General features: G+C 61.1%; 11 protein-coding genes. 8 read left to right on the forward strand and 3 right to left on the reverse strand.

Features of this window, described 5'->3' with window-relative positions; translation table 11 throughout:
• Positions 1-126: 126 nt before the first annotated feature.
• Positions 127-861, reverse strand: coding sequence for an NUDIX hydrolase (locus ABH924_RS17815; protein WP_404500924.1), 735 nt, complete (start codon positions 859-861; stop codon positions 127-129).
• A gap of 105 nt (positions 862-966) precedes the next feature.
• On the opposite strand from ABH924_RS17815, the gene ABH924_RS17820 reads away from it, so the two are divergent.
• Positions 967-2,037, forward strand: a complete 1,071-nt coding sequence (locus ABH924_RS17820; RefSeq protein ID WP_404500926.1) for an SPFH domain-containing protein — start codon at positions 967-969, stop codon at positions 2,035-2,037.
• Between the two features lie 10 nt (positions 2,038-2,047).
• Positions 2,048-2,947 carry a hypothetical protein gene (locus ABH924_RS17825; RefSeq protein ID WP_404500928.1) on the forward strand — a complete coding sequence of 300 codons (900 nt, stop codon included), beginning with the start codon at positions 2,048-2,050 and terminating at the stop codon, positions 2,945-2,947.
• Between the two features lie 627 nt (positions 2,948-3,574).
• Here ABH924_RS17825 and ABH924_RS17830 read toward each other — a convergent pair.
• Positions 3,575-4,237: a DUF3841 domain-containing protein gene (locus ABH924_RS17830; RefSeq protein ID WP_404500930.1), complete on the reverse strand. Its 663-nt coding sequence runs from the start codon at positions 4,235-4,237 to the stop codon at positions 3,575-3,577.
• A 680-nt stretch (positions 4,238-4,917) separates the two neighbouring features.
• Here ABH924_RS17830 and ABH924_RS17835 point away from each other — a divergent pair.
• Entirely contained in the window at positions 4,918-5,325 is a 408-nt protein-coding gene (locus ABH924_RS17835; protein ID WP_404500932.1) for a hypothetical protein, read from the forward strand.
• Positions 5,326-6,075: 750 nt separating this feature from the next.
• On the opposite strand, the gene ABH924_RS17840 is transcribed toward ABH924_RS17835, so the two are convergent.
• Positions 6,076-6,465, reverse strand: a complete 390-nt coding sequence (locus ABH924_RS17840) for a type II toxin-antitoxin system prevent-host-death family antitoxin (protein WP_404500934.1) — start codon at positions 6,463-6,465, stop codon at positions 6,076-6,078.
• A gap of 152 nt (positions 6,466-6,617) precedes the next feature.
• On the opposite strand from ABH924_RS17840, the gene ABH924_RS17845 reads away from it, so the two are divergent.
• The 5 genes from ABH924_RS17845 (at position 6,618) to ABH924_RS17865 (ending at position 12,279) form a co-directional block, all read left to right on the forward strand.
• On the forward strand, positions 6,618-7,391 hold the full coding sequence (locus tag ABH924_RS17845) for a metallophosphoesterase (RefSeq protein ID WP_404500936.1): 774 nt from the start codon (positions 6,618-6,620) through the stop codon (positions 7,389-7,391).
• 313 nt (positions 7,392-7,704) lie between these two features.
• On the forward strand, positions 7,705-7,908 hold the full coding sequence (locus tag ABH924_RS17850) for a hypothetical protein (protein ID WP_404500938.1): 204 nt from the start codon (positions 7,705-7,707) through the stop codon (positions 7,906-7,908).
• Positions 7,909-8,032: 124 nt separating this feature from the next.
• The gene (locus tag ABH924_RS17855) at positions 8,033-8,218 is read left to right on the forward strand and encodes a hypothetical protein (protein WP_404500940.1); all 186 of its coding nucleotides are present in this window, start codon (positions 8,033-8,035) and stop codon (positions 8,216-8,218) included.
• 760 nt (positions 8,219-8,978) lie between these two features.
• Positions 8,979-10,292, forward strand: coding sequence for an SIR2 family protein (locus ABH924_RS17860; RefSeq protein WP_404500942.1), 1,314 nt, complete (start codon positions 8,979-8,981; stop codon positions 10,290-10,292).
• On the forward strand, positions 10,279-12,279 hold the full coding sequence (locus ABH924_RS17865) for an ATP-binding protein (RefSeq protein ID WP_404500944.1): 2,001 nt from the start codon (positions 10,279-10,281) through the stop codon (positions 12,277-12,279). Before ABH924_RS17860 ends, ABH924_RS17865 begins: the two co-directional genes overlap by 14 nt.
• Positions 12,280-12,566 lie beyond the last annotated feature (287 nt).

Below are 12,566 nucleotides of genomic sequence, written 5' to 3' on the forward strand. Positions count from 1 at the left end.
GCCTGAGGACCAATAATCATCGAGCGGGTTCCTCTTCGCGTGCCTTTGAGGCCGTGTGCCGGATTGCCGAACCTAGGAAGAGTCCGCAAGGAGAGGCCGAAACCAACTCTGGACCACAGTCGGACGTCAGTCGCGAGGTCGCATGAGTGGCGGGCTGAGTACGGCCCTCGTCGGCTGACCCACAGAGGGACGGGCCGCCTCGGCTAGGCGGAAAAGCGCCGCCGGACGACCGGCGTCACCGGTCGTCATCCTTCCGGTCTCCTCCAGGAAGCCGGGCGTTCCGGTGGCCTTGCGGTGGAAATTCCGTGGATCCAGTCGCGTGCCCCACACGGCCTCGTACACGGTCCGGAGTTGCGCGATGGTGAATTCCTCACCGCAGAACGCTGTCCCGAGGGGTGAGTATTCGAGCTTTGATCTCGCTCGTTCCAGGGCGTCGGCAAGGATCCGTTCGTGGTCGAAGGCCAGCTTCAATTCACCATCCAGAACCTGACTGACCGGATACCAGGCGGCGTGTTCGGCGTCGCTTCCCGCGGACAGGACCGGAAAGTTGGGTGCCAGCAGCAGGTGGGCGACGGTGAGCACGTCCCCGCGCGGGTCGCGCCCCTGCGGACCGTAACTTCCGAGTTGCTCAAGATGCCCCGGGATCTGCTTGACGCCGGTTTCCTCGGCCAGTTCGCGGCCGGCCGCCGTCACCAGGTCTTCACCTGCCAGCACGAACCCGCCCGGCAGGGCGAGTGAGCCGCGGAAGGGCTTGATGAGGCGGGTGATGAGCAGGACGTTCAGGACGTCCTCGGAGACGGTGAGCGCGACGACGTCGACGGTCACCGGAAAACGCGCGGGCGCCGGATAGGACCTAGGCATTACCCCATCCTAGGTAGTTATCGTCACCTTGACAATAAATCGAAGGCGAGCCTATCGTTTGATTATCGTCATGTTGACGACAATATAAAGGGTTAGGAGAATCCCATGGCCAGCATCAAGCGCTACCCCTGGATCAGCCACTTCCTGGGCAGCCCCACCGGCTACGTCGTGCACCTGCAGAAAGGCACGGTCAGGCACCAGGGGGTCGGGCAGGCGTTCTGGTACCGGCCGGTGAACTCCGTGCTCAGCGAGGTCCCCGTCGACGACCAGGAACTGCCCACCCTCTTCCACGCCATCACCCGCGACCACCAGGACGTGAGCGTCCAGGCCAACGTGACCTACCGCTTCATCGACCCCGTGGCCGTGTCCACGCGGCTCGACTTCGCCCTCCAACCCGCCGGCCCCGGGGCAGGCACGGTGCAGGCGACCGGGAAGGAGCAGGTCGCCACGATCATCGGCCAGCTGTGCCAAAGCCACGCCATCGACCAGATCGCCACCACCACCCTCGCCCAGGCCCTCGAACGCGGCGTCAGCCAGCTCCGCACCGTCCTCACCGACGCCCTCCGGGCAGACACCCGGCTGGCCTCCACCGGCATCGAAATCCTCGGCGTGCAGGTCCTGGCCATCCGTCCGGAGTCCGACGTCGAACGCGCCCTACAGACCCCGGTCCGGGAACAGCTCCAGGCCGAAGCAGACCGGGCAGTGTACGAACGCCGGGCCGTCGCGGTCGAGCGTGAACGGACCATCTCCGAGAACGAAATGGCCAGCCAGATCGAACTGGCCACCCGCCGCGAACACCTCGTCGCCCAGGAAGGCGCCAACGCACGGCGCGAAGCCGAGGAAAAAGCCGCCGCAGGACTTATCCAGGCACAGGCCTCCGCTGAACGCCAAGGCATCAACGCCACCGCCGAAGCCAACCAGATCCGGCTCGTCGGCGAGGCAAACGCGGCACGCGAGGCAGCCACCATGGAGGTCTACGCAGGTATGGAACACGCCACCCTGCTCGCACTGGCCCTGCGCGAGGCAGCCGGGTCCCTCCCCCACATCGGCAACCTCACCATCACCCCCGACCTGCTCACCGGCGCCCTCGCCGGCCTCTTCCAGAACCCAGCTGGCAATGCTGTCCCCGCCGCGGCCGGGACGGCGGCAGGAACCACCGGCCGGACCGGGAAATAGGCCTGCCGCCGTGGCCAACCCCCGCCTCGTCATCGTCCACCGACGCACGGAACTCCAGGAACTCCTGGACCGGCACGCGACCCGCGGCCAAGCCGAATTCTTCCTCCGCACCAGAGGCCGCACCATCCAGGAAGTCCAATACCACCACGACCGGCTCACCGAGGCCCTGGCAACCATCCGCGCCTCGGTCCCGGCCGAATGGCGACGCGCCGAGATCGAACGCTTCGACCTCAGCCGCTTCCTGTTCACGGCGGAGGACGTCATCGCCGTCGTCGGTCAGGACGGACTCGTGGCCAACACCGCCAAATACCTCACCGGCCAGCCCGTCATCGGAATCAACCCCGAGCCGGGCATCAATCCGGGCGTCCTCGTCCGGCACACCCCCGACGCAGCGACCAAACTGCTACAAGACACCACCACCGCCAAAGCGGCGGAGCACCTGTCCTGCGAGGAACTGTCCACCGTGACGGCACGGCTCGACGACGGCCAGGAACTCTCCGGACTCAACGAGATCTTCATCGGCCACTCCTCCCACCAATCGGCCCGGTACCGGCTCACGACCCCGGACGGGCTGACCGAACGCCAGTCCTCCTCCGGGCTGATCGTCTCCACCGGCACCGGGGCCACCGGCTGGTGCGCATCCATCGCCCTCGAACGCGGAGGACGCACCCTGCCGACTCCGACGGATTCCCGGCTCGCGTGGTTCGTCCGGGAAGCCTGGCCCTCCCCCATCACCGGAGCCTCCCTGACAGAAGGCGCCCTGGAGGCGGGCGAAACACTCCGGATCACTGTGGCCTCCGACCAGCTCGTGGTGTTCGGGGACGGCATGGAAGAAGACCGCCTCACCGCCTCCTGGGGCCAAGAAATCACCGTCCAACTGGGCGAGCGACCACTCCGGCTCGTGGCGTAAGAAACCATGCCGGGGGCAACCCGAACGGCGTTGCCGCCCTGCCTGGGATCGTCTCCGCCTGGGCAACCAGCCATAAGGGTTGCTTTCATTCGCCGGTCAGGGGCAGGGAAGTATGAAAGATATAAAAGGTATAAAGACGTACAAAAGGTCCAACAGCGGCACCAGTGGCTCGCCCGCCCAAACCCGATCGGGGATCCAACATCGCAGGACCCGGCGGCCGATCCCGGAGCCGGTCCGCTTTTCTTATGCTGATTGAATTCTGATTCCCGTCCATCGGAACTTCTTTGCCGATCCTCCCCTGAAGCAGAACGGACGCTTTGGCTCTCCCGGGCCCGCGGGTCGCCAATGGTCCAAAGCGCTTTGGACTATTGGTGTTTCAGCGGCGGTGGCGTCCGGGACAAAGCCGACCCGACTTCGCCAGCGGACCAACCACAGAATCTACCCGTGGCGAGTGTTTCGACGGCAGCGGAACCGTCCAACCGGAGCCGGCTCCGGGCATGCGGGACCCGCGAGAGCACCCGGACACGGCGGGAGAATTCGTGTGGTGCCCCCGGAATTATTCGCCGCGCGTTCTGCCAGCTGCATGGACCGGGCGGGGCAGTCTTGGCCTGACACAGGACGGCAAGTTCAGCGCCGGATTCTGACGGCTTTCACGATGTCTTCCGCGTGCAGTGTGTGCATGGTGGCCTGCCAGGACTCGAAACGACCGTAATTCCCGGGGTCAAAGATTTTCTCCCAGCCCTGCTCGACTTCGGCCCTCAAATCCGCCGGCCAGTCCGCGACTCCCGCGCCCCAGGTTCCTGCGGCCCTGAGTCTGGCCCAGAATTCGTCGACCACGCGGTTCATACGGGCGGTGTAGCCTTCATCACTTTCGCCGGGGAGCTCGGGGATATGCGGGAACTTGTTCAGGACCGCATGCCAGTCGCCATAGTGGGAGAGCAGCACCCGTTCCCGCGGCACCCTGCAGGTCAGCAGAACCTGCCCGATCGAGACCTTGCAGCTGTCCACCAAATCCCGGCGCGTGGTCCGCGCCCAAAACCAGATGGCCCCGTCCCCGGCCGTGGTGAGCCGTGCCGCCATCTGCCGGTAAAGCCAGTCGTAGGCATCGACAAGAAAAGGATCGATACGGGAAGGATCCGACACGAGCACGCCCGCCGAACAGAGCGCACCGAAAGCTTCCTCGCTCTGAATCGTGTGGAGAAGCAGCTGGTCCGCGGAAATGTCGTAGCCAATCCGCCCCGGCGGGACGGCATCCCCAGGGCCGGCTTCGCTGATCGGAAAACTCGCCACGGCAATATCATCGCTGAGAACACCGACAGCGGCCGCTATTTGTGCAAAGCGTCTTTGCACAATTGACCTATCAGCTGCGATGGCGTCCTGGGGACAAAGCTGAATCGTGGGACGCCAGCAGCAACTCATCAAAACAGTGATCGGGTCTAGGCTAGTCGCCATGGAAGACGTTGTCGTCGATACCGCCGGTGGCCGGGAAACCATGCGATGATGAGCCGGATACTCGGTCAGTTGGCTCCGGATACTTTGCTGCCGCGGCTTCAGGGCTTCGAGCCATTCCTTCTAGGGCACGGTCCCCGTGACGTTCCCACGGACAGCGATGGTCCCCATTTGCCTCTGGACGACGTGGGATCCTAGACGAGGCGAATTCCCCTGAAGGGAGGGAAGCGCAGTGGAGAAAAACCCATACCTGACCAGGGCCGACGTCCTTCGCATCCGGGGCACCGTCGACGCGGACTATGAACGCGACGTGAAGAACGTCACCGACGATACGAAGATGACCTGGGGCCTATTCAGATCGCCCCTCCAGCATCGGGAACCGAGCCCACACCGGGCAAAACCCCGAAGGCTGCCGGGGGCTAGCCGACAGGCCGCACCTTGGCCGGCCAGACCCGCGCCGGAAACCGCAGCAACTGCAAAAGCGGACCAACCCTGCGGTCAGTCTGGGCTATCGTGTGATCATGGCCATGATCGACGAACACCGGCTGAGCTCGCGAAGGACCGCCGAGATCATCAGTCGCGAGCTGGCGAACGGGGATATTGATTTCGCCTTCCGGATCATGGTCACCGCCATCGCCGACTTCCGTCACACATCACCTTCGAATTATGAGGATTTCCTGATAGCCCCAGGCTCCACCGGATCCCTGCGGTGGGACACACTGCTTGCCGCGGTCATTGGTCGCGAATGCGACAGGCTCGGAATCCCCAAGCCTCCATGGACACAACCGAAGCCCCTGGCGGAAGAGTGGGTTGTCACGGTCCTGCCGAACGCCACCGAGCGGTGGCTGGCCCGAATCAAGTCCGGCACCCCCGCTGAGTTCTCCCGCCTGGGCATCTGGATCCATGCCCGGGATCTGGAGACCATGTAACGAGACCCGTTTACATCAGTTCCTTTTGCGCTGTCGGGGGTGTCGATCCGGCGGCCACGATAACGTGCCAACTCGCGTTAAATCAGGTCTTCAACTCAGGCCCGCCCTTGGCCGGGAGCTGCGCGCCGTCTAGCATTTGATGCAGAAGGGCCGTCATCCTATCCAATCGACCCTTCGGACGTGGAGCGTCACTAACGCCAGTAGTGGTCAATAATTTTGTGCGCTACTGGCATCAGGGCCGGGATGAGCACCGCACAGGTTCCTAGCCAGCGGCGGCTTTCCCGGCCCTTCCCACGAAAATCCGGGCTGGGCTTCCTCACCAGACCGGCGGGTCGAGGCCGAAGCCTACGATCAGTTGCGGTTCGCTCCCGTCATGATGTCTTGGTTTCACAACCCCCGCAGGACAGACGAATCGATTTCCTTGCGAGGCAAAGGAAGATCGCCACAGAGCCCTGGCCGTCCAGGCAAGCCCGGACGTCCGACTGAGAGGGCGCCGCGCACAGCACATCAGGCCAGCCTGCGATTCGACTCCTCATCTGTCGCCGGCCCCGATTCTTCACCGGCAGGGGGTGGCTTGCATGTCCGCCGCTCTCAAGGACGCCCGATGATTCCACCCGGAAACCAAGGTCCGGGGAGGCTTGCCGGTTTCACGTTGTGGGGCATGCAGCCCATCAGGGGCCCGGAGCGGTCTCTGTAAAGGCGTCCGCATCGACGCCGGCACGGTCGGCGGGATCATTCGCCCCCCATTTCCTAACGGGACTGGCGAACCCGACACGGGAGGAGTTCACCCGTCAGGGTCGGAACGCAACTGCTCCAGTCCGCCCCATCGTCTACGCTCATGGGGGCACGGTACTGTGCGAAATCTCGCGCCTCCTCCAGCTGTTCAAGCAACTCACAATCCGCAGGCCCGACTAGCACCGCCAGAACCCTGCCGTTCCTCGTGATTTGGATGCGCTCGCCCTTGCCTGCTCGCGCAATCACGTCCTTCAGATTATTCCGTAGGTAAGCGATCGAAACGGAGGAAGTATCCATGCTCATGGAGACGTTCTCATCGGTCATAGCTTCCATTGTCCACAAACGGTCGCCTTGGGCCTCGGGACGGAAGAAAGTCCGCCAGGTCGACAGTTGACCGCATTCCATCGGATCGGTTCGACATCAGGCCCCTTGCGGATCGCTGCTCTCCTGTCCGGCTTTCAACGGGCCGGCGAAACAGGCAGGCAACCCCATTCCCAACAGTCGCTGGCCTAGGCCCGCCTGAGGGGAATCCAGACCGGCGTCCGTATGCTGGTTGAATGTCGGATCCAAGACCCATCGCAATTTTCGGTGACTGGCACGGCAACGCGGGGTGGGCGCTGACCGCGATCCGGTCCGCGGCCCGTGAAGGTGCAGCCATGATGCTCCACGTCGGCGACTTCGGCCTGGACTGGCCCGGGCCGAAACGTGGACGCTACGAAGACAAGCTGAACAAATACCTTCTCAGTCTAGGCGCCACCCTCCTCGTCTCCGGCGGGAATCACGACAATTGGGAAACCCTGAACAAACTTGCCGTCGACGAAGACGGTACGGCGTTCCTACGATCCAACATCCGCGTGTTGCCGCGGGGCGGCCGCACACAGGTCGAGGACCTTGTCGTCGGCGCCCTGGGCGGGGCCTTCAGCGTGGACTACGAACACCGCACCGAAGGCAAGGACTGGTGGTCCAGTGAGGAACCCGCACCAGAAGAAGCAAAAAGACTCATAGACGGCGGCCCACTCGACATCCTCATCAGCCACGACGCACCCGCGGGAATCCCCCTCAAGGGCGATGGCCTGCTCCGGTCGGAGCTGGGTCCGAAGGCCGCACGAACCCGCACCCTCATCGGAGAGGTTGTCGACACGCTCGCCGTGCCGCACCTCTTCTGCGGGCACTGGCACCAACGAAGCACCCACCAAATGCCCCACCCTGACGGAACCATTACCCGAGTCGACGTCCTCGACAAGGAGAACTCCCGCGAAGGCAACGGCGTGCTCGTATGGCCAGGCAAAGCCCCGCTGCGCATCGAGTCGCTCGCCGTCCGCGGCCGGTGACGCTAAGCGAAACCCCACGAAGACCCAACGGTATCGTCGGCGAGCACATTTACAGGGGAGATCCATGTTCGCAGAACCGGAGCACCGCAACTCGCGGAGGCTGCGCGGAGTTTTCCGCCAATGGTGCGAGGGAATCCGTGACCGCTACCTGTGCCCGTTCGTGCGTCACAAGATGGCGTAGCAGGTTTGGAAAGGGCCGGCCAAGACGACCCGGCAGCGGCCTGTCCTGCGGCAACCCGCCGCGCCTTGCGGGCGCCAACGGATGGTCTATCGTCGCGTAGCAAGGCACATTTTGCATGACAGGGAACGGACGATGGCCCCACCTGCAGGACCTTCCGACCAGCACGAGACCGGCGACAGGGCGCGCGCCCGATCGGCGGAACCGATCGACGCGTTGTTCCGCGCATTGGAGAGCGTGGACGGCGATGTCTCGCCGCAGCTTGCCCGGGCGGTTCAAGCCACGATCAACTTGGGGAAGCAAATCGGGTGGGGAGTTCGGGCTTCGTACGCAGAGTGAAGCCCTCGCGGCCGGGCCAGAGATTGACACGGACGTCCTTGATTTCGGGCTCCGGTACCGCGGCCAGACCTTGTATCCGGGATTCCTGTTTGAACCTTCACCCGACGGTGAGGGGTCGATGAGAGTGCGCCCACTCTTCAAGGACTTGAAGAAGATCGCCAGCGAGTACGGCTGGGACGGCGAGGACGTCGTCTTTTGGATGACATCTCGGACGACGTGGTTCGCGGACCAAGGCCGCCCCGTCGACCACCTTGACGAACCCGCCGCGATCATCGCCGCTCTAGCGGACGAGGCCGGCATTCAATGGTGATCAGACCGCGGCGCCGCGCGGCGACCGAACCGCCCACCCCGGCGGCGCACCGGCACCTGTACTACTATTTCGAGTCCTTGACAGGAAGTTCCCGTGTCAGTTCGTGGCGGAGGCTTTCGCTTCCGCGCCTCCCGGAGCACTCGTGACAACAGGCACGTGGCCGCCCGACACACTCAAAGTCAACAGATCGGATTCAAAATGTCATAGACGAAGCAGCGAAGCGCTGCCTCTTGATCTGAGGTCGTGTAACCCACCCCTCGCCAACACGACGGTATGTCCGGGGTCGACTCAGCCCACTCTTCCGTTCGTGTCCTGGCATTCGGACCGAGGAGGCCCGAAGCTTGAACCGTCTCAAGCGTCAGAGTTGGTTGACGGTGAATGAAGAGCGGCTGCGCGGTGTCCAGAACCACCGCCTAGCGCTCGGTTCGAGACGTATAGTGATCCCGCATCGTACGGCTGTCAGATTGCCCGCAGCCCGATGCCAGGGCTGCGTATCGCGCGCCCGATAAGAGATCCTTCACCGCCGACACAACGAACTCTTATGAGCACGCATAGGAATCCCGGCCACGTTGTTTCACGACATGGCCGTCGATGCCAATCGGGTTCACGACCGCCGTCACCTTGCAACTTAGAATGTCACCCGAGAGGAAAGATCTTCGAGCGGACGCGCCACGGCGGCTCTGCAATCGATGGATGCTACTCCACCCACCGCCGCCGTGATGCCCATTTCTGCGGCGTCACACTATGACTCGGGGGACCTTTGACTGCCGAACCGACTGCCCGTCCGCTCACCTTCCTCAAAGGCGGTATTCACTACAGGGCGGGTGAACATGATGCCGCACGGCGCTCTCCCTTTGAGATTGCCAAGAATGATTTCAACGAAGTCCTCTCGTCCAAGAATCTGACCTTCCTCTTGGGCTCAGGGTGTTCCTCCCATACCCCAAATCGAAATGACGAGCACGGTATTCCCACGATGGGCCCGCTTGCTCAGGGCATATTGGCTGAAGACAACAGGCACGTGGCCGCCCGCTACGGCCTAACTGACGCTATCCGGGACCAGCTGTCCGACGACCTTGGGATAGACCTGAACGATGAGGACTACTCTTGGAATCTCGAGCGCCTCATGGAGGTGCTGTACGGTTTTCAGTTCGCCTTGGCGAAAACGAGCAACCGCGCACTGTCAGATGCGAAGGTCTCTCTAGACTCGGCGATTGACGCCATCAAAAAGTACGTCTTCGATAAGTGCAAGGCAGGACAAGAAGGACCTTCCGCAGAGACCGTCGTCTCGTTCTATCAAGTCTTCTACCGGAAGCTCTCGCAAAGGTCCCGTTCTCTGCCTCGCCCCACCATCGCGACGACGAACTACGACCTTTTCAACGAGATCGCCATGGATCGCGCAGGTGTCCCCTACATCAACGGTTTTCTCGGCTCGGTGGAGAAACGGTTTAACCCAGCTTCTTTTCGATACACGATCGCGCAGCGACTCGATCTGACTTCCCAGCGTTGGACGTCGCTCGACAACCTTGTCTACTTCCTAAAGCTTCATGGTTCTCTTAACTGGCACTCGGTGGAGAAGGGTCTTTTCCCCGTGGAGGAACGTCCGCTGGGCGAAAGCGGAGACGGCAAAGCAATGCTGATCTATCCAACGCCGGCAAAGCAAAACGCAAGCTTTGCTGCTCCCTACTCCGACATGTTCAGAGAGTTCCAGACCAAGGTGGTGCAGGAGCAAAGCGCTTTGGTAACTCTTGGCTACAGCTTCGGCGATGAGCACGTCAACAACATCATCTATCAGGCTCTAACCATCCCCACCTTCAGACTTGTAATTTTTGCCAAACCTGAGTTTGGCGAAGAAACCACTAACAAACATGTAAAGAAGCTTCAGGACTTGAACGATCCACGCATTTGGGTAATCGGCACAGAAGACTCAGGTTCGACATGGAAAGCTCACTACTTTAGTAACTTCATCGCTGACGTTATGCCGTCGGGCGATAGCGATCCTGCGGAGAAAGCAATCGGCAACGTCATGGAACTGTTCGCTTCCTTCCAAAAGAGTGGCAACGATGGCGACATCTGATGCACGTCGTAGGAGACTTGGGACAGTCGTTGACGTCAATGCCGAGCGGTTCACGGTGGAGATGACCGAGGCCGCCGACGGATATACCCTGGTTGGCTTCGACGACCAGCACTACGTGGCGCGCATCGGCTCGCTCGTTCTTATCCCCCTAACAAATGTCTACGTGGTCGCCGAAGTTACAGGGCTGCAAGAGCGTCCCGATTATGGTTCGGTTTCTAGTGCCTCGAAATCGATGGAAGACATCACACAAGTGTCTTCACGCCAGCTCTCCCTCTCGCCTCTGGGCAGCCTTCCGTTCGATGAAACCGAGAATTTTTCCTTCGGTGTATCGGAGTTTCCTCCCTTGTATGCCGACGTCTTGCACGTCGAGAACAGGGACCTCGACCGAATCCTCAATGTGTCTAACCAAGAAGTCGCGGTACCACAGTCGTCTCCTCAAGCAACGAAACTCAGGAGCCTCACGATTGGTACCTCAGTTGTTTTCAACGACTACGAGGTCAAGATACGGATCAATGAGTTCTTCGGTGCCCACTCAGCCATCCTCGGCAACACCGGGAGCGGAAAATCGTGCACCATCGCAAGTCTCCTGCAGGCCGCACTTGGCAAGACCACGCTGGCTCCAGCAGGTGGTAGCACTTTCATCCTTTTCGATACCAACGGCGAATACCGCCGAGCACTGTCGGAGCTTCCCGTTCCAATCCGCCGTACTTATGCTCGAATTTCCCACCGACAAGCAGCTGCCGCCGAGCCGACTGAGCCACCCAACGATGCAGAGGAGTCGCAGGACTTTCAGCTTCCTCACTGGCTTCTCACTCCTGAGGAATGGGAGCTATTACTTCAAACAAGTGATCGCGTGCAACGTCCGGTGCTGCGTAACGCTCTGGGGCTCACGTCGCTGTTTGCCGAGGACACAGCTGAGGACCTAAAGGATATCAAGAACCACATTTTGGCGTCCTGTCTCCAACATTTGCTGCGTGACACCGAGAATCACACCTCAGCCAAACACCGCATGCGTTCTCTACTGAGCGTGTACGGCTCAGACGAGATCTCGGTTGGCGGAGTTCTAGGCAACAGACAGGTCCGCTTCGGTCTTTTTGATGATCACGACATCAGTGAGATTGAGAACCTTTTGAAGACGTACATATTGCAGGATGCGGAGATCCCGGGATACCGGCAACATCCTTTCAAGTTCTCAGACCTTGAGACGGCCCTCGATATGGCGATTCTCTACGAAGAGAGCCATGGAAACAACCGAGTTCGTGACTACTGCTCGACCCTTCTCACACGGGTCAAGTCTCTGCAATCGCGCGACGAGTTCGAGTTCTTGCGGGCAGATCCTGCCCACGACTTGATTCGCGATTCTCGTGACAATTTCGTCGACAACATTCTAGGTATTCACAGGAAGGGAGCGCAGCCGATTAAGCGGGGGCAGGTCTTCGTCCTCGATCTCAGCACAGTCGATGATGAGGTTGTTGAGGTTGTTTCTTCAGTCGTGACCAGGCTTGTGTTCGATCGCCTCAGGCGGAGCAGCAAACGAAACGCGTATCCGGTGAACTTAGTCCTCGAAGAAGCACATCGGTACGTTCCGAGCCAGCCCGCATCGGCAAGCACTCTCGACGCTACGAAGATTTTCGAGAGAGTGGCCAAGGAGGGAAGGAAATACGGGCTCTTCCTTATCCTCTCCTCACAACGGCCAAGCGAGCTATCAGGAACGGTCTTGTCGCAGTGCTCGAACTACATGATTCATCGCATTCAGAATCCCGAAGATCTCCATCACATACGACGTATGACTCCGTTCATATCGGAATCGGTACTGAATCGCCTGGCCTCATTGCCGAAGCAGCATGCACTTGTGTTCGGAACTTCAGTCAGTATCCCTACTACTTGCAAGATCCGAACTGCTTCCCCGTTACCACATAGTGATGACTCGGATGTAAGTACCTACTGGTACAAGGCCCCAGACGAAGTGGATGGTCTGCCTCTTTAGGAAAGGCCGACTCCCACGAAGAAGAGGCAACCGGGATCATCTCCACCTTGAATCCAAGTCCCTTGACGCGAGGTGCCCGGCGAGTCAGCTCGACTGGAGCACCTGGTATGTGACAGCGGCGCGTGTGAACCCCCAACTTGATTACCTGGATCTGCTCGACGAACTCATCCACGCCACCTCATACGTCGGAAAGGAATCTGGCATGCCCGAACCCGAGCATCATCGCTACCTTGCACGCGCAATCGTAACCGCCGGATGGACATCTTCGGATGCAGAAATGCCATGAA

It is taken from the genome of Arthrobacter sp. GAS37 (genome assembly GCF_044908325.1).
GTDB classification, from domain to species: domain Bacteria; phylum Actinomycetota; class Actinomycetes; order Actinomycetales; family Micrococcaceae; genus Arthrobacter; species Arthrobacter ramosus.

Bases quoted from the DNA above. Each gene is read 5' to 3' on its own strand.
- ABH924_RS17815 (WP_404500924.1), bottom strand. From the start codon at position 861: ATGCCTAGGTCCTATCCGGCGCCCGCGCGTTTTCCGGTGACCGTCGAC.
- ABH924_RS17820 (WP_404500926.1), top strand. From the start codon at position 967: ATGGCCAGCATCAAGCGCTACCCCTGGATCAGCCACTTCCTGGGCAGC.
- ABH924_RS17835 (WP_404500932.1), top strand. From the start codon at position 4,918: ATGGCCATGATCGACGAACACCGGCTGAGCTCGCGAAGGACCGCCGAG.
- ABH924_RS17840 (WP_404500934.1), bottom strand. From the start codon at position 6,465: ATGGAATGCGGTCAACTGTCGACCTGGCGGACTTTCTTCCGTCCCGAG.
- ABH924_RS17845 (WP_404500936.1), top strand. From the start codon at position 6,618: ATGTCGGATCCAAGACCCATCGCAATTTTCGGTGACTGGCACGGCAAC.
- ABH924_RS17850 (WP_404500938.1), top strand. From the start codon at position 7,705: ATGGCCCCACCTGCAGGACCTTCCGACCAGCACGAGACCGGCGACAGG.
- ABH924_RS17865 (WP_404500944.1), top strand. From the start codon at position 10,279: ATGGCGACATCTGATGCACGTCGTAGGAGACTTGGGACAGTCGTTGAC.